This is a genomic window from Porphyromonadaceae bacterium W3.11 (assembly GCA_030434245.1).
In the GTDB taxonomy this organism is placed as follows: Bacteria; Bacteroidota; Bacteroidia; order Bacteroidales; family Porphyromonadaceae; genus Porphyromonas_A.
Map to the genome: position 1 here is coordinate 33,163 of JAUISX010000004.1, position 20,649 is coordinate 53,811.

Annotated in this window: 24 protein-coding genes; 18 read left to right on the forward strand and 6 right to left on the reverse strand. The window is 41.4% G+C overall.

The annotated features are described in order from the left end of the window. Positions 1–8: 8 nt before the first annotated feature. Positions 9–983 (reverse strand): BACON domain-containing carbohydrate-binding protein, encoded by a 975-nt coding sequence (locus QYZ87_06825; GenBank protein ID MDN4754239.1) that lies wholly within the window; start codon positions 981–983, stop codon positions 9–11. Positions 984–1,335: 352 nt separating this feature from the next. Between QYZ87_06825 and QYZ87_06830 the strand changes: the two genes are divergently transcribed. The 12 genes from QYZ87_06830 (at position 1,336) to QYZ87_06885 (ending at position 10,691) form a co-directional block, all read left to right on the forward strand. Next, positions 1,336–1,848 carry a thioredoxin domain-containing protein gene (locus tag QYZ87_06830; GenBank protein ID MDN4754240.1) on the forward strand — a complete coding sequence of 171 codons (513 nt, stop codon included), beginning with the start codon at positions 1,336–1,338 and terminating at the stop codon, positions 1,846–1,848. Between the two features lie 23 nt (positions 1,849–1,871). Beyond that, on the forward strand, positions 1,872–2,846 hold the full coding sequence (locus QYZ87_06835) for a PhoH family protein (GenBank protein ID MDN4754241.1): 975 nt from the start codon (positions 1,872–1,874) through the stop codon (positions 2,844–2,846). A gap of 35 nt (positions 2,847–2,881) precedes the next feature. Then, positions 2,882–3,832, forward strand: a complete 951-nt coding sequence (locus QYZ87_06840) for a phosphoribosylaminoimidazolesuccinocarboxamide synthase (GenBank protein MDN4754242.1) — start codon at positions 2,882–2,884, stop codon at positions 3,830–3,832. A 4-nt stretch (positions 3,833–3,836) separates the two neighbouring features. Further along, entirely contained in the window at positions 3,837–4,607 is a 771-nt protein-coding gene (gene ubiE / locus QYZ87_06845) for a bifunctional demethylmenaquinone methyltransferase/2-methoxy-6-polyprenyl-1,4-benzoquinol methylase UbiE (GenBank protein MDN4754243.1), read from the forward strand. Next, a complete protein-coding gene (aroE, locus tag QYZ87_06850) occupies positions 4,595–5,347 on the forward strand; it encodes a shikimate dehydrogenase (protein ID MDN4754244.1) in 753 nt (250 codons plus the stop codon). The genes ubiE and aroE overlap by 13 nt, the downstream gene beginning before the upstream one ends. Positions 5,348–5,737: 390 nt before the next feature. After that, positions 5,738–6,319 (forward strand): nicotinamide riboside transporter PnuC, encoded by a 582-nt coding sequence (gene pnuC / locus QYZ87_06855; GenBank protein MDN4754245.1) that lies wholly within the window; start codon positions 5,738–5,740, stop codon positions 6,317–6,319. After that, the gene (locus QYZ87_06860) at positions 6,316–6,969 is read left to right on the forward strand and encodes a thiamine diphosphokinase (protein ID MDN4754246.1); all 654 of its coding nucleotides are present in this window, start codon (positions 6,316–6,318) and stop codon (positions 6,967–6,969) included. The genes pnuC and QYZ87_06860 overlap by 4 nt, the downstream gene beginning before the upstream one ends. 1 nt (position 6,970) lies before the next feature. Then, on the forward strand, positions 6,971–7,600 hold the full coding sequence (locus tag QYZ87_06865; protein MDN4754247.1) for a ribonuclease H family protein: 630 nt from the start codon (positions 6,971–6,973) through the stop codon (positions 7,598–7,600). 6 nt (positions 7,601–7,606) lie between these two features. Then, entirely contained in the window at positions 7,607–8,596 is a 990-nt protein-coding gene (gene hemH / locus QYZ87_06870; GenBank protein MDN4754248.1) for a ferrochelatase, read from the forward strand. Between the two features lie 8 nt (positions 8,597–8,604). Beyond that, positions 8,605–9,318, forward strand: a complete 714-nt coding sequence (locus QYZ87_06875) for an MBL fold metallo-hydrolase (GenBank protein MDN4754249.1) — start codon at positions 8,605–8,607, stop codon at positions 9,316–9,318. 6 nt (positions 9,319–9,324) lie between these two features. Beyond that, a complete protein-coding gene (locus QYZ87_06880; GenBank protein MDN4754250.1) occupies positions 9,325–10,245 on the forward strand; it encodes a hypothetical protein in 921 nt (306 codons plus the stop codon). Positions 10,246–10,256: 11 nt separating this feature from the next. Next, positions 10,257–10,691 (forward strand): DUF695 domain-containing protein, encoded by a 435-nt coding sequence (locus QYZ87_06885; protein MDN4754251.1) that lies wholly within the window; start codon positions 10,257–10,259, stop codon positions 10,689–10,691. Position 10,692: 1 nt separating this feature from the next. On the opposite strand, the gene QYZ87_06890 is transcribed toward QYZ87_06885, so the two are convergent. Genes QYZ87_06890 through QYZ87_06910 form a run of 5 tightly spaced genes read right to left on the reverse strand, consistent with a single transcriptional unit; the run spans position 10,693 to position 14,858 of the window. Next, positions 10,693–11,904, reverse strand: coding sequence for an FtsX-like permease family protein (locus tag QYZ87_06890; GenBank protein MDN4754252.1), 1,212 nt, complete (start codon positions 11,902–11,904; stop codon positions 10,693–10,695). A 27-nt stretch (positions 11,905–11,931) separates the two neighbouring features. Next, positions 11,932–12,291 carry a 30S ribosome-binding factor RbfA gene (gene rbfA / locus QYZ87_06895; GenBank protein MDN4754253.1) on the reverse strand — a complete coding sequence of 120 codons (360 nt, stop codon included), beginning with the start codon at positions 12,289–12,291 and terminating at the stop codon, positions 11,932–11,934. Positions 12,292–12,293: 2 nt separating this feature from the next. Further along, on the reverse strand, positions 12,294–12,941 hold the full coding sequence (locus tag QYZ87_06900) for an O-methyltransferase (GenBank protein MDN4754254.1): 648 nt from the start codon (positions 12,939–12,941) through the stop codon (positions 12,294–12,296). Next, positions 12,934–14,388 carry a pyruvate kinase gene (pyk, locus tag QYZ87_06905; protein MDN4754255.1) on the reverse strand — a complete coding sequence of 485 codons (1,455 nt, stop codon included), beginning with the start codon at positions 14,386–14,388 and terminating at the stop codon, positions 12,934–12,936. The genes QYZ87_06900 and pyk overlap by 8 nt, the downstream gene beginning before the upstream one ends. Positions 14,389–14,426: 38 nt before the next feature. Beyond that, positions 14,427–14,858, reverse strand: a complete 432-nt coding sequence (locus QYZ87_06910; protein ID MDN4754256.1) for a type II 3-dehydroquinate dehydratase — start codon at positions 14,856–14,858, stop codon at positions 14,427–14,429. Positions 14,859–15,474: 616 nt separating this feature from the next. Between QYZ87_06910 and pepE the strand changes: the two genes are divergently transcribed. From pepE to ruvA, 6 genes are read left to right on the forward strand one after another with little or no spacing between them, the layout of a single operon-like run. Continuing rightward, entirely contained in the window at positions 15,475–16,188 is a 714-nt protein-coding gene (gene pepE / locus QYZ87_06915) for a dipeptidase PepE (protein ID MDN4754257.1), read from the forward strand. 19 nt (positions 16,189–16,207) lie between these two features. After that, complete coding sequence (locus QYZ87_06920) at positions 16,208–16,795, forward strand: DUF1599 domain-containing protein (protein MDN4754258.1); 588 nt, start codon at positions 16,208–16,210, stop codon at positions 16,793–16,795. Beyond that, on the forward strand, positions 16,796–18,151 hold the full coding sequence (locus QYZ87_06925) for a DoxX family membrane protein (protein MDN4754259.1): 1,356 nt from the start codon (positions 16,796–16,798) through the stop codon (positions 18,149–18,151). Positions 18,152–18,193: 42 nt separating this feature from the next. Further along, positions 18,194–18,949, forward strand: a complete 756-nt coding sequence (gene tpiA / locus QYZ87_06930; protein ID MDN4754260.1) for a triose-phosphate isomerase — start codon at positions 18,194–18,196, stop codon at positions 18,947–18,949. Between the two features lie 15 nt (positions 18,950–18,964). Then, complete coding sequence (gene hemE, locus QYZ87_06935) at positions 18,965–20,023, forward strand: uroporphyrinogen decarboxylase (GenBank protein ID MDN4754261.1); 1,059 nt, start codon at positions 18,965–18,967, stop codon at positions 20,021–20,023. Positions 20,024–20,036: 13 nt separating this feature from the next. Further along, a complete protein-coding gene (gene ruvA / locus QYZ87_06940; protein MDN4754262.1) occupies positions 20,037–20,645 on the forward strand; it encodes a Holliday junction branch migration protein RuvA in 609 nt (202 codons plus the stop codon). Positions 20,646–20,649: the final 4 nt, after the last annotated feature.

Below are 20,649 nucleotides of genomic sequence, written 5' to 3' on the forward strand. Positions count from 1 at the left end.
TCAATGCTTTACCCCTTGATTGGAGTAAAAATAACCTTCGAATCCTTCAATTCATTAACTACGACCTCGACGTCAAAACCAGTTGAAGTACTAGTTCCAGTATAATTATCAGATCCCTTTTGAACTTTTATTTCAAACCCCTTGTCTATTAATGTTTGCTTAAATTCATCTGATTTTAGAGTCTTAGCATCATCAGAAATCATCACTATCTGGTGAATAGACTTAGTTGCTGCAGTTATGCTATATGTTACAGACTGAAACACAGGAGAAGCATAAAGGAATACTACATAAGGGATATCAATAGGTTCACCCAGTTCACTGTCCACATACTTGACAACAAAACTTCCTTGCTTCTTCTCATATTCAATAATTTCATGCTTTGTCGGACTTTTCTTCAACAACGGAAGACCAAATCTAGCCCCGTTATTAAAAGCTTGTTGAGTAATGGACAATTCTTTAGGATTAGTACCTTTGACCTGTACGTAAATCTGACCTTGCCTTTCACTACTGTTTGTATTTGGTGCTATAGATAATTGGAGGAAGTTATCAATACGAGTCACATTGATCCAATCTTCCGCTGATTCATCAATCTCATAGTTCCATTCACCTCCATTTGACCTAACATCCACTATTAAGGTTTTACCTTCTGCTGGAACTACCATCTCAGTTTCTGATAACTCTAAATACAGAGCTGAACCCATTTGAACCACTTTAACTACTTCAAATTTTGTTCCAGCAAAAACTAACAAACTAGTCTCTCTCTTTTCACCTGAATTATTAGGCTTTGCAGATATATAAATAGTCTTATTACGATACTGAGCTTCTAACCAGTCAGGAGCGAGAGATTGTACTTTTACAATTTGCTGATTAGTCGTAACGGTCAATAGAGGGGCTACTTCTTGAGATTCACTTGGTAATTCTAGTGCATATTGCGATAATTCTAAAGTTTCCGGCTCCATTAGTGCCTTACCTCCTTCTTGCATAGAACAAGAGCTACTCATAATAGCAATAAATACCATTATTGTAATTAAGTTTATCACACGTTTCATTTTAACATTAATTAGCGCCCAGACCATTAAGAATTCCACCTCAACACTCCAAGCAAGTTAATATTTTATAATTTATTCACGTCGATCGCTATCATTTTAAACACAGAGTGCAAACATACAAAAATATAACTTCATCGTAATTAAAACGTAACACTTTAACATTTAAATAATATTATTAAATCAGTTGATTAATCAAATCATTAAATACAAGAATCAGAGTATATCAATCAACGAAAGATAAATGGTAAAAATGACTATGTTTCATCTTTTCTTTTTATCTTTGAGGATGATAAAGAATATGGGTGGAGGTTACAAGCGAAAAGAACTCATGAACTTAAATAAAATATTAAAGGATGCTGGCATTCTAATTGTCATCTTTCTGGTGGTTGGTATCATTTCGGGACACATTGATATATCCCCTAAAAAAGCAAACCAAAGTAATGCAACCGTTGTGGAGATTAATCAATCTCAGTTTGCTGAGCTTATTTTTGATTTTGAAAAAGGGGGCGAATGGAAGTTCAGTGGAGACAAGCCCGTGGTCATAGACTTTTATGCTACTTGGTGCGGACCATGCAAGAGACTGCGTCCCCGTCTGGAACAATTGGCAAGTGAATATGGTGACCAAATTATTGTTTACTCTATTGATGCCGAATTAGCACCTCACCTTTCAGCTTATATGGGTGTGGATCGTTTTCCAACAGTTTTCTTTGTACCATTGGAGGGCATTCCTTACAAGAGTGTAGGATTAATACCTCTTTACAAACTAAGAAAAGGCGTTGAAAAAATTTTAGAAAATTAGAAATAAAAGGGAAACCAATTTTGATGAACGAAAGAATATTCTTACTTGAAGACACCGATCCACAAATCTTTTATGGAGCCAATAATCGCAACCTACACTTACTGAAAGAGACACATCCTAAGTTACGGATCATAGCACGTGGGAACGTGATTAAAGTGATTGGTGAGCCAGAGGAGATGAATAATTTTCTTAAGTTACTCAATCAATTAGAGGCATACGCCACTGAATACAACATGCTTAGCGAGGACATTATTAGGGAGATGATTCAGGGCGAGTATAAGGAGATGAAGAGCAATTCTGATGGTGTCATCATCTATGGTGCTGGAGGGCGTCCGATAACACCAAAGTCTGCCAACCAGACTAGGATGATCAAAATCATTGAGCAAAATGACTTGGTCTTCGCTACAGGTCCAGCTGGATCAGGTAAGACATTCCTAGCCATCGTAATGGCAGTAAAGATGCTAAAAAATAAAAGTGCTCGACGTATCATTCTAAGTCGACCAGCAGTGGAGGCAGGTGAAAAACTGGGCTTCCTTCCAGGTGAAATGAAGGACAAACTAGATCCCTATCTTCAACCTCTCTATGATGCGTTACAGGAATTGATACCCGCGGCCAAACTAAGAGAACACATTGAGAATGGTGTGATTCAGATAGCACCTCTAGCCTATATGCGTGGTAGGACATTGAATGATGCTGTGATTATTTTAGATGAAGCCCAAAATACGACCCCTCACCAGATGAAGATGTTCTTAACCCGCTTAGGTCAAAATGCTAAGATGATTATCACTGGTGATATTACCCAAGTCGATCTCCCTCGTGGCGTTCAATCCGGACTGAAACAGGCTAAGCAAATTCTTGAGGAGACCTCCGGTATTGGGTGGATAAACTTTGAGAAGAAAGATATCATGAGACACGGATTGGTACAAGCTATTGTCGAAGCATATGAAGGCTTTGAAAGACAAGAAGCTGAGAATCGGAATGACAAGACAAGTAAATAAACACATATAATAATACACATATATAAATATAAGTTATGGCTAATGCACTAGTAAATACTGAACTAAAGCTACCTAATCTCAAAAGCCTATATCATGGAAAGGTAAGAGATGTCTATACCATGGATAATGATTTACTGATCATGGTGGTTACAGACCGTATCTCTGCTTTTGACAAGATATTACCTGAGGGTATTCCATATAAAGGTGAGATCCTAAATAAAATTGCAGCAAAGAACTTAGATGCCACTGCTGATATTGTAAAGAACTGGAAGATTGATACTCCAGACCCCATGGTCACAGCAGGACACGCCTGCGAACCTTTCAAAGTGGAAATGGTCATTCGTGGCTATATCACAGGAAGTGCTTGGAGAGCATATGCCAATGGTAAGAGATCGGTAAGTGGCATTCAACTCCCTGAAGGACTGAAGGAAAATCAAAAGTTTGACAAACCCATCATCACCCCTACGACTAAGGCTGATGCAGGTCATGACGAAGAGATCTCTCGAGAGGAGATTATCTCCAGTGGACTGGTCGATCGTGAGGACTATTTGGAACTTGAGCGTATCACATACGAACTATTTCAGAGAGGAACAAAACTAGCTGAGGAAAAGGGGTTAATTCTAGTTGACACAAAGTATGAGTTTGGCAAAAAAAATGGCGAAATCTATCTCATTGATGAGATACATACTCCGGACTCTAGCCGTTATTTTTATAAAGATACCTACGAAGAGCTTTTCAGCAAAGGGATGCCACAGCGACAGCTCTCCAAGGAATTTGTGAGAAAATGGCTCATGGACAAGGGTTTTTCAGGAGAAGAGGGACAGGAAATGCCAGAAATGACTCCTGAATATTGTGATACTGTGACAAAAAGGTACATCGAATTATATGAAAAGCTAACGGGCGAAACCTTCGTAAAACATCCTACCAGTGAATTACACGATAGGATTGAAAGAAATGTCGTAGCTTGGTTGGAGTCAAGAAAGTAATATAATGTCAAATAATTTTGCGGATAAAATCCGCTCTATGTTCGATACCATAGCTCCCACATACGATAAGCTGAACAGACTAAATAGTTTTGGTCTAGACCTTCAATGGCGAAAGGATCTTATCAATCACGTAGCTATGGAAAAGCCGAAACGAATCCTGGACTTAGCTGCTGGTACTGGTGATTTATCTATCATGTTAGCTAAAGCGTGCCCTGAAGCAGCAGTGATAGCTGGAGATATGTCTATCGGAATGTTAGAGATAGCAAGAAAAAAGGCTAACTCAGAACGACTTCCTCAAATTGAGATCCAAGAAATGGATGCCATGAACCTTCCATACCAGGATCCACAATTTGATGCTATTACGTGTGCCTTCGGAATACGTAATTTTGAAAGCATTGCCCATTCATATAGGGAGATGTATAGGGTAGTTCGTCCTGGAGGCATGGTTGCTATATTAGAGCTTTGCGAGCCAAAAGGCTCCATTATTCATAAGCTCTATGATATGCATGTAAACGTAACTATGCCTACACTCGCTTCAGCTGTAGGACACAATAAGTGGGCGTATCAGTATCTTGCTCGGAGTATAGAGGAAGTTCCTCAAAGAGAGGAAATGACTCAGCTCATGAAGATGGCTGGATTTATAAACACATACCACAAGGTCTATTTCCCATACGTATGTGCTCTGTATGTGGGGTACAAGCCACTACATTCAGAAACAAATGTGATACTGAGTGACATCGAGAAGAAGAAAAGAGAAGAACTGTGGCAAAAGTAGAGATTTTTGGGTTGCTCGGCTGTAACATCAGTTACAGCCGTTCACCCGAAATTTTTCATAAACTGTGGGAAGGAGATTCAACCCCCAGAGAGTATAGGCTAATTGATACTAACGATCCAACCTCATTTATTGAGGAGGTTCGTCAGGACTCCTCTTGGAGAGGTTTCAGCGTAACTATTCCTTATAAGGAGTGGATCATTCCATATCTTGATGACCTTACAGTTGTAGGCAAGAGCATTGGAGCGATTAACGCCGTCAGGGTACTTAATGGACATCTGATTGGTCATAACACCGACGTTTCTGGTTTTCTCACGCCTCTAGCTCCCTATTTTAATAACGGTTTTTTATCCCCTGATAAACAAGCCTTAGTACTTGGTACTGGGGGTGCAGCCAAGGCGGTCAGATATGGGCTTGAAAGCAAAGGGATAAAAGTGATGACCGTATCTCGAAGCAAAGAGCGAGGAGACCTGACTTACGAAGAAATGACCAAAAACCTACTGCATAACACCTCTATTATTGTCAATGCTACGCCCCTTGGAGGTAAACAATATCCACACTTGGCCCCTCCTATCCCTTACCATCTATTGAATGCTAACCATCTTCTCTACGACCTCACATACACAGATAATAGCGGTTTCTTAGCCCATGCTCCAAATGAGTGCCAAAAGCTAAATGGTATGGCTATGCTTGAAGCTCAAGCCATCTCCGCACTACAATTCTTTGTTAACGGCAAACTCTAATTGGCTGCCGTCCTCAGCAACTTCATTATCTGATAATTGTGGTGCTTTCTACCATACAGTAACAAAAGGCAAAAAAAAGGTTACATCATCCGAATGCAATAACAACGAGTTATTGGTATCGTGTTAAACAACACTTCGAATCCATTTATTAGCGGAATAAAAATAGGGAAAGAAAAAATCTTCTCTTACTCGAATCATTCTATTTAGGCTCCAAAAATATGGCTCTTTCAGGAATAATATAATACTCCACGCATAAATATCTAAATCGGTAGCTATTCGGGATAAATGAAAGGGTGTTTTTTATGAATTTGTACACTATTGGAATATAAGTTGGGGTAATATTTAGTTACCTTTGCATGAGATACAGATTAAGAAAAGATGTAACTTGATATGGAACTCATTCAAATAATAGAGTTGGTAGCTGCGACGATAGGCATACTCTATGTATGGTTAGAGCTTAAGGCTAGTATATGGCTATGGCCAGTGGGTATTATCTTACCACTATTTTACATGTATATCTCATGGAAGAGTCACGTGTATGGTAATATTTTTGTCAATATATACTATCTTATAGCCTGTATCTATGGTTGGCAAGAATGGCTAAAGATGAGGAAGCAGGAGCAGAAAAAGGATATCATCACGCGTCTTGGGAAAAAGAGGGGATATTACTTCCTTATGATCACAGTGCTATTGATCCTCTTCTTAGGGCCAGTCTTCAGGAGATTTATGGAGAGTCCCTTTCCTTATTGGGACGCATTAGCCACCTCCGTTAGCTTAGTGGGGATGTGGCTTTTGGCAAAGAAACATATCGAGAACTGGTACTGCTGGATTCTTTCTAATCTCATCTACAGCGTCCTCTACTTTTATCAAGGATTTGTCATTACTGGCGTATTCTTTACGGTGTACACAGGGATGGCTATTTATGGTTACTTTAACTGGAAGCGAATGATGCTAAATCAAGAAGTGATATGAGTCTAGACCTTTCCGATACTTATTTACCTCAGGTGGCGATTATAGCCAATGGAGATCTTCGCCTAAATAGCACTATATCTATGCTATTAGACAACGTGCCACATATTATAGTGTGCGATGGTGCGACATCATCTTTTTTGGCTCTCTGTAGTAGGAGACCTGATGTAATCATTGGGGATGGAGACTCTGTTGATGATAGAGACTTGGAGCGAATAGGAATGAAATTTACGTGGATTCCAGACCAAGAGACTAACGACCTCACTAAGGCGGTCACGTATGCTCTTCAGAAAGGGTGGAACCAAATCTGTATATTGGGAGCTTCGGGTAGGAGAGAAGACCATACGCTTGGTAATATTGCTCTGCTCGCAGAGTATTATGATATGGGTGCTGAGGTTCGTATGATAACCGATTATGGGGTGATGTTCCCATTCAAAGGATTGCTTAGGATAGAGGTTGCTATTCAACAGCAGCTATCTTTCTTCGCACTTCGTCCATCTCCCATGAGTGCTAGAGGGGTGGCATATCCTTTTGAAAATCGCACATTTAATGCTCTCTGGGAAGCGACTCTTAATTATGCAGTAGAGGAAGTGGTAGAAGTAGAAAGCGAAGAAGTAGCACTCATTTATATTGCAAACGAGGTTAGAGGTTAGCATGCAGGATAAAAAATATTATATCGTGTGGGAGGGTAAAAATCCTGGGGTGTACAACTCGTGGGATGAGTGTAAGGCTGAGGTACATGGGTATCCTAAAGCTAAATATAAGTCGTATAAAGGGATTAGCGAGGAGGACGCCCAGCGTCTTTTCGAAAGTGGTCCTGAGCCTCCTGAAAAGAAAGATTCGAAGAGCCAGAGAGTACGGAAAAACAGTGATGAGATTATCCCAGATGCTATTGCTGTAGATGCCTCTACTCGCCATAACCCAGGACCAATGGAGTATCAAGGTGTAGTTGTGGAGACGGGCGATGTGGTCTTTTCGAGTAAGTTATACCCTGTTGGCACCAATAACATAGGGGAGTTCCTCGCTATAGTACATGCTATGGCCTGGATGAAGCAGCATGATTATTATGTGCCTATCTATAGTGACAGTAGGAATGCCATTGCATGGGTCGAAAAGGCGGTATGCAAAACAAAGCTTGAGCGTAATCAGGCTACAGAGGAGCTCTACCGACACGTAGAACGTGCCATAAAGTGGCTTAAGAGCAATGACCTTAGTAAGTATAAGATCATAAAGTGGCAGACACGTGAATGGGGTGAAATTCCTGCAGATTATGGACGTAAGTAAGGATAGATGAAGAAGGGTATTTTACTGATTAATACAGGATCGCCAGTTACTCCAGAGGTTGATGATGTGAAACAGTACTTAACTGATTTCCTCACAGACCCCAGAGTCATAAACATTCCCTACCTCTTTAGGCATATCTTGGTCAAGGGGATTATCGCACCTAAGAGAGCCCCTAAATCGGCTGATAAGTATCGCTTAATCTGGACCCCCGAGGGATTCCCTTTGCAGATCTTAACCGATGAATTGGCTGAAAGGATGTCTTCGCTGGGGCAGCTGCCAGTTTACTCATCGATGAGATATAATCGTGGGAGTGTAGATGATGCCTTGATGAGGGCTGCACAGGATGATATTGAGGAATTAATTATACTTCCGCTTTTCCCTCACTATGCGATGAGTAGCTATGAGAGTGCCGTGCAGCACGTAGTAGCACAGCATAAGAAGGGACTTTATACCTATGCTCTCAAATGTGTTCGTCCTTACTTTGACCACCCAGCATACATTGACCTGTTGGTTGAACAAATCGCTACTTATGCTAAGTCTCATAGCGATCTACTCCTTTCATACCATGGGATACCGCTTTCTCAGACTAAGTCATACCTAGGAAATAGAGATAAGGATTACGAAGCTCAGTGCAATAAGATGACTGAACTAATCTTTTCTTCTGATAAGATTCAGTCCTTGCATCTAAAGCCCGTAGTAGGCTATCAATCAAGACTCGGGAATAATAAGTGGCTAAGTCCTGCTACAGAAGATCAGATACGAACTTTGGCAAGAGACAGCAGAGTGATCTCTGTGTTCTGTCCTAGCTTTGTGTGTGATAATCTGGAAACTTCATGGGAGATAGACATTCATGAGCGAGACAATTTCATTAAAGCTGGTGGAAAAGATCTCACATTCATCCCCTGCCCTAATGCTTCTGCAGCTTGTGCTGAGGTCTTACTTCTAGTAGCCATAGATGGCGATGCCACAAATGCGACTGAATGGACCAAACCTTAATTAGATTTATGAACAGATACCTTTACTTTATTCACCATAGCAGTTACTCATATGTCAGTGCTAAGTCTATGCTTCTTTTTGACTATTATGGGACTTCACCTATCTTGGAGATTCTTGCAGAGCACATTGACAAACACTTATACATCTTTTGCACACACTCACATGGCGATCATTATAGCAGGGATGTTCATACTCTCTTTAGAGACCATCCAGCTGGAGTTAGTTATATCTTCCACGAAGAAGTTCGCCATGCTGTACCTACAGAGTATCAAGATGAAGTTATATACTTAGATACTGGGGATATAAAGAGTATTGACGCTCTCAATATCAAGGCGTATGGAAGTACAGACTTAGGTGGCTCATTTTACATACAAGACGAGGACTTTCAACTCTTTCATGCTGGAGATCTAAATAACTGGCATTGGAATGAGGAGGCCTCTCCTAAGTACGTCCAGATTTATGAAGAGCAGTGGCATAAGGAGTTATCTGCATTGAAGAGAGATGAGCTGACACTCAACCTGCTCATGTTCCCAACTGATTTACGTCTAGGTAAGGATTACCTGAAGGGGCTTAAGGAATTGATGGATGTAGTACCCTGTGATACCTTGGCACCTATGCATATGAATGGAGAGCTTAATGATCTGTCCGAATTAGAGGCTATCTGCGAGCAAAATAACACTCGTTTATTATTCCCACAACCGCTGGTGAGTCGGCCTCTATAACCCGCTATGATTAAAGCAGCTCGAATATTCAAGGATTACGCCCTTTTGTGGGCTATGCTACTTGGAGCCATTTTTCACCCGTGGCTTTATCATCTTTCGCCTATCCTCCCTTATAATCTATTCCTTATGCTGACGCTATCATATACTCGTATTAAGCCTAGGGACCTAAAGGTGAAGAAAGCCCATATCATTATGTTGGTAGTACAATGGTTGTTAGGTATCATCAGCTATCTAATTTTAGCACCCTATAGCGCGGTAATAGCGATGGGGGTCTCTCTCATCATTCTTACTCCTACTGCGACGGCCGCCTCTGTCATCACTTATATGCTGGGCGGGAGTATAGCATTTGTGACTACCTTTTTGATTATTAGTAATGTGGCGATTGCCTTACTTGGTCCCCTATTGATTAGTGGAGTGAGTCCTGATATTGCCTCATCATATAGTGCTACGGTGATAAGAATTTTATCACAAGTATCTCTACTGTTACTACTCCCATTAGGCTTGGTATGGTTACTACGGTATAAGCTTCCCAAATGGCACGAAAAACTAGCACAGCGTTCGGGTGACACCTTCTATATCTGGGCGTTTACCGTACTCATAGTCTCAGCAAAAGCGATCCATTCCTTTAGAGTCAATGATTCACTTACACTTCAGTATGGGATCCTACTGGGATTTGTTACCTTTGTGACTACGGTCACCCTATACTTCATCGGAGGCAGGATTGCGAAGTGGAATGGACACGATGTGGTCAATGGTAGACAAGCGTTAGGGCAGAAGAATACAATCTTTGCGATATGGCTAGCGATGGCTTTTCTCCCAGAGGCTGTAACATTGATTCCCATCTTTTATATCATTTGGCAGAATGTCATCAACTCATTAGAAATATCGGTTTACAAGCACAACGCCTCACAACCAAAGGAATTATAATAATAGTAATTATGGCACGAATAAGCAAAGACATGACTTCACTTATCCTGGATGGAGAGAGAAATCCAGAGCAAGCTCGTTTTTTACAAATACGAAATGAGATTCGCCGAGAGTTAGATACAGGAAAATACCCTATCCGTGTGGATATTACTTGGGCATATGAAGGAGATCATGCAGGCATGCCTACAGAAAATACTATGAAGCTCATGGAGGAGTTCGAAGATGTACTAATTCCTGCTATGGAAAAGAATAACCTAGCATTACAGGCATACCAATTGACTGGTGAGGGGGAGCGTCTATGGTGCTTTTACACTCGAAACATAGGGGCCTTCGAAGAGACCCTGAATCATGCTACAGATGAGCTCCCGCATCTGCCCCTTACCTTCTACGCAGAGGAAGACCGAAATGCAGAAGCATTCGCCGAGGTGGAGATGCTCTTGGAATGAATTACTGTGCCTTAGGTGCTGAACGACGGAATAAACGATACGCAAGACGGCTACTAAGCCACCCAATAAGTAGGATAATTATTCCAATCCAAAGTAAATCTAGAGGACGTAACTCTACAGGATAGGTGTTGATGATAAAGGCTCCGTCACTACCACCTGCAAACTTCGCAAAGCCATACTTGGCCTGAAGTAGCACAAGGAGTACCCCAAGAGAGAGGCCAATCACTAGCCCAGTAATGGAGAGTAGCCAACCTTCGAATACGATAACCGCATCTATCATCCTCTCTCTAGCTCCCATAAATCGGAGGGTGTCTGTATCATCACGCTTCTCTAGCACCAGCATGCCAAGTGTACTAATCACACCAAAGAGAGAGAGTATTAACACAAAGAAAAGGAGTAGGAAGCTCACCCACTTCTCAACCTTTAAGACTCTATATACCTCCGGATGTTGCTGGTATCTATCTAGCAGTTCGTACTCTTTCGGCAATTTCTTAGCGAGAATATCGGCTTCAGCAGCAGATACATCTTCTCGCAAAGCAAGGTAACTCACCTCATCCCCACTATATTGGAGGAGATTTCTAACAATTTGAATAGGTAGAAAAATCACTTTGCTATCTTCTAACTGATCTAGTCGAAGAGTACCTGAGATCACAAAATCTTGGGTGTTGAAGTTCTTGTTAGGCATCACCATTGAGATCCTCCCAACCCTCTTCGGAACGGTAATCTTCAGTGGCGTGCGGTACTCAACACCGGCTCCCAATTCGTATGCCAATGCTAAGGCAGTTACAGCTAATGGGTGTTGAGCATCCCCAACATCAAAAGAACCATCAAAGACAAAAGACTCCAATGGCAAAAGTTTTTGGTACTCTTTTTCAATACCAATCAGCATTGCTGTAGTACTATTTTCCTCGTATGATGCTAACGCCTGCTCTTTCAGCACCCCTTGAGTGTTAGGAATCGATAATAAAGATGGAGAAAAAGGCTTTCCATCAATACGCTGAACAATGTACTTAGGTGTCAGTACGGAAAACTGTGAGGTAGTAAAGCGTTCAAAGCCATTGAATACGGAGAGTACGACGATCATTGAGAGAGCCACAAGAGCTATCCCAATAACAGATACTAAGGACATAACATTGACCGCATTGGTACTTTTCCTAGAGAAGAAATACCGCCATGCTATGAAAAATGCACTTTTGAGTTCGTGCTTCCGCATAAACCAGATACGCTTTATATGAAGGCTTTACTTCTTATCCTTAGGATTATTATTAATACCCAAGAGCTCATCAATACGAGCGGCATACGCTTCGCTTGTATCCAAGTCAAAAATGAGTTCAGGTATAATACGCAGTTGCTGACCCATCCGCTTCCCTAGATCAAAACGTATCTGAGACGTATTGTTCTTAATGTTCTTCATAATCTGAGGAGCTCTATCATCTGGAAAGATACTTAGAAAAGCCCTAGCAGAACTAAGGTCTGGGCTCAATCTTACCTCTGTGACAGAGACTATCACACCACGCATTTTCTGTGTCTCTTCTTGAAAGAGCTTTCCTAGCTCTTTCTGTATTTCTCTAGCAACTTTAGTTGTTCTTAATTCATCCATAATTATTCTATTCTAATCAAGGTCAGCCCATCACGCAATGGTAGTAGCAACTTTTCCATACGATTATCGTGGGCGACGAGTTCATTAAATTCCCTTATCCCTCTTGTCTGAGGATCATGGCTCTTGGGATCTAGTAATTTTCCACCCCAAAGGGTATTATCGGCAATGATATAACTATCACTTTTCATACGATCCGACAAGATACGATAATATTCTGGGTATAAAGCTTTATTAGCATCTAGGTAAACCAACTGAAACTCCTCCAAAGGCAGTGTAGGTAATATTTTTACAGCATCACCGATTAACAACTCAATCTTTTTTGAGACCCCAGCCTTATCAAACAGATCCAAGATCCGCTGCTCCAGTTCATCATTTACCTCAATAGTGGTTAATAAGGCATCCTCTGAAAGACCTTCTGCGATACAGAGGGCCGAGTAACCAATGTACGTACCTAACTCGAGAACTCTTTTGGGAGCAATCATCTTGACCAAGAATTTGAGAAAACGACCTTGAATATGCCCCGACACCATACGTGGATGTATAAGTGTTCGATAAGCCTCTCGAGTTAGATCTTGTAAAATCTCCGGCTCTGGTGAAGAATGCTCCGAAATATACTCCTCAAGAGCCATTTCTTGGAGTCTATTATTCACCGCGTGAGTTTTTCCTGTAAAATTCTATTGCTTCACTCACCTTATTCAGATCCAAACTGGTCGTTCCAACTTCATGTGTTAAGGTTCCACCAATGTAGGCAACCATATCATCAGGCTTCAAGACCCCTTCAGCCAAGAGGATCTCTAATGACTCAGCATAGTAGCTGCGGTGTTTTTGATTAGCAGCATTAACACGAGGGAAAACACCATAAGATAATACCAACTGACGAGCAACCTGAGGGTTCTTGCAAAGTGCATAAATAGGAGCCTTACCTCTATACGCACTAAGGTTACGAGCAGTACGTCCAGTAGCCGCATCATTAAGAATGGCTTTCACTCCTAGCTTCTCAATGGACTTAACTGTATATTTAGCAAGATAGCTGGTCACATCCACAACGTCATTCTCTCCCTTCTCGGGTTTGAAATTATTGCTATAACTCTTATGCTTCTCTGCTTCACGAATGATCTGTCTCATAGTATAAACAGCTTCCACTGGGTATTTACCATAAGCTGTTTCACCACTAAGCATCACCGCGTCAGTACCTGAAAAAATAGCCCCAGCAACATCTGAAACCTCAGCACGAGTAGGGCGAGGATTGGTAATCATTGAGTGAAGCATCTGGGTACATACAATAACAGGCTTCTTCTTCAGGATACACTTATGAATGATTAGATTTTGGACAGCTGGTATCCGCTCCATAGCCAGCTCTATCCCGAGGTCTCCACGAGCAATCATGATACCATCACTTGCCTCTATAATCTCATCTATATTATCTACCCCCTCTTGATTTTCAATCTTTGCAATAATCTTAATCCCATCTCCTCCAAGCTCATCCAAAACAGCTTGAACCGCTTCTATATCAGCTTTATTCCGAACAAATGAATGTGCTATAAAGTCCATCCCTAGATCAATAGCATACTTGATAGCACGCTTATCTTGCTCACTTACAGAAGGGAGCTCTATCCTTACGCCAGGCACATTAATACTTTTGCGTGAGCCTAATATACCGTCGTTGAGAACGACACAATGTAGTACAGTATCTGTCTTACCTTGCACTTGTAATTCTATCTCACCATCATCAATTAAGATCCTCGTCCCAACAGGGATATCTCTAACAAAGTGTCTGTAATTGACACTTAACAATGTGGCCGAACTCTTCGCTTCTGGATCCGCGATGATGTCTATTTTCGATCCATTAGTAAGCTCAATAGGCTCCCCACCCTCTAAGGTAGTACTGCGAATTTCTGCCCCTTTCGTATCCACCAAGAGTGCTACCATATCACTGACAGCTCTCACGTTGGATGCAATTCTGGAAAAACCCTCCTCTGTAAGGTGTGCAGAGTTCATACGGACGACATCTACACCTCCATCAATTATCTTCTGTAAAAACGGTATATCGCATCTCAAATCTGAGATTGTAGCGATCATTTTTGTTGACTTTATCATTTCTTATTTCTAATTTTAGAATATTTATTACGATTTATTTAATATGGCTTTCTTGATACCAAATGTGCTAATGCTAATCGATATCCATCCAAACCAAAGCCTTGTAACATAGCGTCACACACCTCCGTCAGCACCGTGACATGCCGATGAGGCTCACGAGCAGCAATCTTTGATATATGCACTTCAATCACAGGACATGTAAGGATACGTATAGCATCAGCAATAGCATAAGAGTAGTGAGAGAGAGCTCCAGCATTTATAATAACACCATGAGCATCAGCAGCTTCTACTTGGAGATAGTCAATAATATCTCCCTCATGATTGCTTTGAAAATATATAATATCAAATGACGGATATAAGTCTCTCAGACGCTCCAAGTACATGTCAAATGGAGTATTACCATAAATATCTGGTTCACGTACACCTAATAGATTAAGGTTAGGTCCGTTAATAATATGGATTGGTTTCATACACGTTTGATTACTTCCTTTTAAATAATATCTAATACAAAGGTACTCAATTTTTATCTTTGTGTAGACTTTTATATACAAAATATTCCTCATATGATAAGCCTCACGTTACAAGACAGTTAAGATAGCCATCACATCTCAAAGAAATCAACCCCTTCACATAAAACTTGAAAATATAACGTATCTGATTAAAAGGAATAAAAGGTAAAAAGAAGTGAATTATTCGACTTAAGATTAGTTCACTTGGATTTAGTCATGTTAGCAAACATATTATGAACACAAATAGAACTTACGATACAAATTCCGACTTAATTAACTCGTTACTCAGAGACAACCCAGTCCATGCAGTAATCATAATTAACAAAAACAGATAAAATATCCAAGAACAGCCCCCTGGCTACTTTTACTTATATCACCTATTATACCATAGCGGTATGCAAACAATTATCAAACTAACTATTACACTCGGACTTTATAAAAATAAAGATACAGACTGATTACTGACAGAGTCTAAGAAACCGTACCATTTAATAATGTGAGGTAAGCTTTTTTTGGTAAGTTTGTACAGATAAGAAATGTATAAACGAAAGAAATAATTTATTGATAGAAAAGGACTATGAGACTACTATTAATCAGCAATTCAGCATCTCCAGGGGAGAGCTATCTAGAGAAACCAGCCAGCGACATCAAATCATTTTTAGGAGATGAGCGGAGCAAAGAAGTGGTATTCATCCCATTTGCTGGAGTAACTTTTAGTTTTGATGAATATGTTGAGAAGGTGAATAAGGCTCTATCTGGTGTCGGTGTAACAGTTAAGGGCATTCACACCTTTGAAAATCCAATCAAAGCCATCATGGAGGCGAAAGCTATCATGGTAGGTGGAGGTAACACATTCCAGCTAACTAAGATGATGCAAGAGCAAGGACTCATACAGGCCATAAGAGAAGCGGTAAAGAGTGGTACTCCATACCTCGGCTGGAGTGCAGGAAGTAATGTAGCCTGTCCTACACTATGCACGACTAATGATATGCCTATCCTAGAGCCAATCAGCTTCGAAGCCTTGAACCTGATTCCTTTTCAAATCAACCCCCACTACCTAGATGCTCATCCAACCAATCATGGTGGAGAGACCCGTGAACAACGTCTTCTAGAATATATTGCAGCCAACAGGGATATGTATGTCGCTGGACTGCGTGAGGGGAGTCGCTTCTTGATAGAAGATGATAAAATCACATTAAAGGGAGAGAATAACTTGCGTGTATTTAAATATGGAGAGGAGATCAAGGAGTATAAGCCCTCTGAGGACCTTTCCTTCTTAATGAAGCGATAATTTCATACGATTTTAATCAATGGATAGTATTCAAACATCCAAGGGTGGTAAATCACATGACACTGAGCATCAATATGATGAAGTGCTCAATACTTGTCGCACCTTATTCGGTAAGAAATTCAAAGACTATGGTGCATCATGGCGTGTCATGCGTCCTTCAGCCGTGACCGATCAAATCTTCATCAAGGCTCAGAGGATTAGATCTGTTCAAGAAAGTGGGAAAAATCTAGTTAACGAGAGCCTAAAAGGAGAATTTATAGGCATCGTTAACTATGGGATTATGGGGCTGGTTCAACTTGAACACAGCTATAATAACACCCCTAATGAGGATAGAGAAGAGCTGATGTCATGGTACGATACCTACGCTGGAAGAAGTAGGCAACTGATGCTTGCCAAGAATCATGACTACGGTGAAGCATGGAGGAGTATGCGAATCTCTAGTATCACCGATATCATCCTCCAAAAGGTATTTCGGACAAAACAGATCGAAGATAATCGTGGAGAGGTAAGCGTTAGCGAAGGCATTGATGCTAACTACTTAGACATGATTAATTATGCCATCTTCGCACTCATACTCATATCCGAAGGGATAGATCCAATGCAATAAATGGTTGATATAGATAAAGCTACAAAAGGGAGCATAGAAACCGTTAAGAGTTACCTCCAAACCGAGGGCCTTGAGAGTAGTCGCTCCACGAAAGTGTGGAGGATGATTTGTCTCATTGCACAGCTGATAGTCGGATGTACTTTCGTGTTTTCTAGCTTGATGAAAGGCATTGATCCTACGGGTACAGCCATCAAGATTGGAGAATATGCATCCTCGTTTGGCATACCACTTTCTGATGACCTATCTTCCTTTTTTGCGATATTCCTCAATGTGCTCGAGGGTTTATTGGGAATCGCACTACTCTTGGGGCTAGTACCAAGATTGACGAGCGGCATATTGCTAGTTTTGATGAGCGGTATGACGTTACTAACACTTTACATTGTAATTTACAATCCAGTCAAAGACTGTGGGTGTTTTGGTGATGCCCTAAAGATCAGTAACACAGCAACCTTTCTCAAGAACCTCATCCTACTGCCACTAACCATCCTACTTTGGATCAAACGAAGTCGCTGGGTAAGACTGTTAGATGAGAGCTGGGATGTGACACTGATTATCGTCAGCATGCTACTCCTCATCAACTTTAACATGTACCCCGTTAAGCATCTCCCTGCTATTGACTTCCGTCCATATAAGGTCGGTAGTAATCTGAAGGAACTAACACTCACGGGCGGCTCAGAGGGAGAATATGAATACCTCTTTGTGTATGAAAAAGAGGGAAAAGAGAAAACCTTTAGCCTAGAGGAGCTTAGTAACATTGATGACTCTTGGACCTATGTAAGAGATGAGACTAGGGTAATCAAGGAGGCACAGCAGCCAGCGGGGTCAGATTTTGTATTACTCCGAGAGGACGGCTCTAACGCGATGGAGCAAATCGCTTATGAAAAAGGGAGAGCATTATTGCTGATCACCCCCGACTTCAATAAGATCAGTCGTAAGCTTCTGAACCGCATTCTTGAATTCCAAAAGAGATCTGATGAGAAGCTGTACTTAGCAGTAAGTAATGGTGGAGAGATCTGGGAGAGCGAAAAAAATAAGCCGTTTGAACACGAATTTAAGGAAATACTTTTCTTAGATAAGACGACTGCCAAAACGGTTATTCGCAGTAACCCTGGGTTATTGGTGATCAAGGAAGGAAAAATTGTGCGAAAGCTCTCTGCCAAGGACTTCGACAAGCTGATGAAGAAGGATTCTTTTGTGAAGAACCCTTATCAACCCGTTGAGAAATATAGTAAATTCAAGAGCTATTTCTACTCTTTTGGTCCTTTAGCTGTATATGCTATCATACTAGTCATACTCGGCTGGATACACGGAAATCAGAGGAGAAAATTAAGAAGATCTACATTTACTAGAGAATAAGTAAGAATAAGAAACAATCATATAGATAAAAAAATTAGAACGATGAGAAAGAATATTGTTGCGGGTAACTGGAAGATGAATACCACACTCCAAGAGGGTGTCCAACTCGCTAAGGATGTAAGAAAATCAATAGAGGGAAAAGAATTACAATGTGATGTGATCCTAGGGGTCCCATTCACTCACCTAACAGAAGTCGTAAAGGCTGTAGAAGGCTCTCAGATTGGGGTAGCTGCTGAAAACTGTGCCGCTGAAGCAAAGGGGGCGTACACTGGTGAGGTCTCGGCTGAGATGGTTGCAAGTACTGGAGCAAAGTACGTCATCTTAGGTCATAGCGAAAGACGTAGCTACTATGGAGAAACATCTGCTATCCTAACAAAGAAAGTAGAATTGGCTCTGGCTAATGATCTTAAGCCTATTTTCTGCATAGGGGAAGTTCTGGAGGAGCGTGAGGCAGGAAAGCACTTTGAAGTAGTAGAGAAGCAGATAACAGAGGCTCTCTTTAACCTCTCAGAGGACGACTTCCGTAAGATCACACTAGCATACGAACCAGTATGGGCAATCGGTACTGGCAAGACTGCCACAAGCGAACAAGCACAAGAAATTCACCACCATATCCGCTCTGTTATCTCTAAGAAATATGGGCAGACTGTAGCAGAAGATACCACAATCCTTTATGGTGGTAGCTGCAATGGCAGTAATGCTCACGAACTATTCTCTAAGAGTGATGTGGATGGAGGTTTAATAGGCGGTGCCTCTTTATCCGCAGAGAAGTTCTTACCCGTTATTTTAGGTTTTTAATTGATTTGATATAATATGCTCAAGAACGATCTTATGCTCCGTACACTTCGGGGTGAAAAGACCGAACAGACCCCTGTGTGGTTGATGCGTCAGGCAGGACGTTATCTACCTGAGTATCGTGAACTGAGGAAGAAAGCAGGCTCTTTCATGAACCTCGCTACTCATCCCGAGTATGCTTGCGAAATAACGCTCCAGCCATTACGACGATTTCCCCTAGATGCAGCTATCATCTTTAGTGATATCCTGACCATTCCAGATGCGATGGGCTTGGGACTTCACTTTGAAGAAGGGGTCGGTCCTAAGTTTGAAAGACCATTAAGTCAGGAGAAGGATTTTTTATCACTGACCAAACCTGATGTCGAGGATGACCTCGGTTATGTGATGGATGCTATCCGACTCACAAGGAAGGAACTTGATGGGAAAGTGCCTTTAATTGGATTCTGTGGAAGTCCTTTCACACTAGCATGCTACATGATAGATGGTGGTGGGAGCAAACATTTCATTAAGACGAAGCAATTGATATACAATCGCCCGGACTTAATGCACCACTTACTAAAGGTGCTATCCGATGCACTGATTGACTATCTAACCGCTCAGGTCAAGGCTGGGGCACAGATACTCCAAATTTTCGATACTTGGGGCGGTATCTTAACCACCCCAGCTTTTGCCAACTTCAGTCTCTCATATACAGAGAAGATTGTGGAGGCCTTGAAGAAAGCACCTGAGACATCAGAGGTACCAGTGATTGCTTTTACCAAAGAAGCTCCACTAGCGTGGTACAAGATGTACGAGAATATACAAGTGGACTGTGTCGGAATTGACTGGAGACACGAGCTAGACCTTGTCTCTAATAGCATCCGTAACATTGCTATCCAAGGGAACCTAGATCCTCTATCGCTTATTGGTTCAGATGAACACATTGTAAGTACCATCCACCAGATTCTTAAATCTGTGAGCAAGGACACTCCGCACATTTTTAATCTGGGTCATGGTATGGATAAGAATATTCATCCCGATAAGGTGGCTTTGCTCGTTGATACAGTACATAGCTACTCTAGAGAACTGAAGAAGTAATATCAAGTAAGATATGATTGAATATATTCGTGGAATAGTGACTAGCCGCACACCAGCCTCTGCTGTGATAGAGGCTAATGGTGTGGGCTACTTACTCTCCATTTCACTTAATAGTTATAATCTCATTCGTGAGGGAGAGGAGGTTACGCTATTAGTGCATGAAGTGATTCGTGAAGATATGCACGAGCTTTATGGCTTTGCAGAAGAGAGTGAAAGGCGGCTATTCCGACTACTTATTACGGTGAAAGGGATAGGTCCAGCTAGTGGCAGACTGATGATATCGTCATTTCCACCCAAGGAGCTTTCTCGGATGATTGCTGAGGGAGATGAATTGGGGCTCAAAAGTATCAAGGGGGTCGGAACACGTACAGCACAACAAATTATTGTAGAGCTCAAAAGCAAAGTGGAGAGCGAGATGTCGGAATATCTTGTGGGCATTGACTCCAAAGAAACAGCCGCAGCATCTGCGGAGAAAAAAGAGATGGCGAGCGAAGCCGAGAAAGCATTTATCGCTCTGGGTTACACCCCTGCCGCTTCACGAAAAGTCATCACGAAACTGCTCAAGGAGTCGCCTACACTTTCGCTCAACGACTTAATTAGACAAGGACTACGTCTCCTATAAATCT

Coding starts and splice junctions, on each gene's coding strand:
- pyk (MDN4754255.1), bottom strand. CDS start 14,388: ATGATAAAGTCAACAAAAATGATCGCTACAATCTCAGATTTGAGATGC.
- QYZ87_06920 (MDN4754258.1), top strand. CDS start 16,208: ATGGATAGTATTCAAACATCCAAGGGTGGTAAATCACATGACACTGAG.
- QYZ87_06830 (MDN4754240.1), top strand. CDS start 1,336: ATGATAAAGAATATGGGTGGAGGTTACAAGCGAAAAGAACTCATGAAC.
- QYZ87_06880 (MDN4754250.1), top strand. CDS start 9,325: ATGATTAAAGCAGCTCGAATATTCAAGGATTACGCCCTTTTGTGGGCT.
- QYZ87_06860 (MDN4754246.1), top strand. CDS start 6,316: ATGAGTCTAGACCTTTCCGATACTTATTTACCTCAGGTGGCGATTATA.
- QYZ87_06840 (MDN4754242.1), top strand. CDS start 2,882: ATGGCTAATGCACTAGTAAATACTGAACTAAAGCTACCTAATCTCAAA.
- pepE (MDN4754257.1), top strand. CDS start 15,475: ATGAGACTACTATTAATCAGCAATTCAGCATCTCCAGGGGAGAGCTAT.
- rbfA (MDN4754253.1), bottom strand. CDS start 12,291: ATGGATGAATTAAGAACAACTAAAGTTGCTAGAGAAATACAGAAAGAG.
- QYZ87_06925 (MDN4754259.1), top strand. CDS start 16,796: ATGGTTGATATAGATAAAGCTACAAAAGGGAGCATAGAAACCGTTAAG.
- hemH (MDN4754248.1), top strand. CDS start 7,607: ATGAAGAAGGGTATTTTACTGATTAATACAGGATCGCCAGTTACTCCA.
- QYZ87_06890 (MDN4754252.1), bottom strand. CDS start 11,904: ATGCGGAAGCACGAACTCAAAAGTGCATTTTTCATAGCATGGCGGTAT.
- ubiE (MDN4754243.1), top strand. CDS start 3,837: ATGTCAAATAATTTTGCGGATAAAATCCGCTCTATGTTCGATACCATA.
- QYZ87_06875 (MDN4754249.1), top strand. CDS start 8,605: ATGAACAGATACCTTTACTTTATTCACCATAGCAGTTACTCATATGTC.
- QYZ87_06910 (MDN4754256.1), bottom strand. CDS start 14,858: ATGAAACCAATCCATATTATTAACGGACCTAACCTTAATCTATTAGGT.
- hemE (MDN4754261.1), top strand. CDS start 18,965: ATGCTCAAGAACGATCTTATGCTCCGTACACTTCGGGGTGAAAAGACC.
- QYZ87_06835 (MDN4754241.1), top strand. CDS start 1,872: ATGAACGAAAGAATATTCTTACTTGAAGACACCGATCCACAAATCTTT.
- QYZ87_06825 (MDN4754239.1), bottom strand. CDS start 983: ATGCAAGAAGGAGGTAAGGCACTAATGGAGCCGGAAACTTTAGAATTA.
- QYZ87_06865 (MDN4754247.1), top strand. CDS start 6,971: ATGCAGGATAAAAAATATTATATCGTGTGGGAGGGTAAAAATCCTGGG.
- pnuC (MDN4754245.1), top strand. CDS start 5,738: ATGGAACTCATTCAAATAATAGAGTTGGTAGCTGCGACGATAGGCATA.
- ruvA (MDN4754262.1), top strand. CDS start 20,037: ATGATTGAATATATTCGTGGAATAGTGACTAGCCGCACACCAGCCTCT.
- QYZ87_06885 (MDN4754251.1), top strand. CDS start 10,257: ATGGCACGAATAAGCAAAGACATGACTTCACTTATCCTGGATGGAGAG.
- tpiA (MDN4754260.1), top strand. CDS start 18,194: ATGAGAAAGAATATTGTTGCGGGTAACTGGAAGATGAATACCACACTC.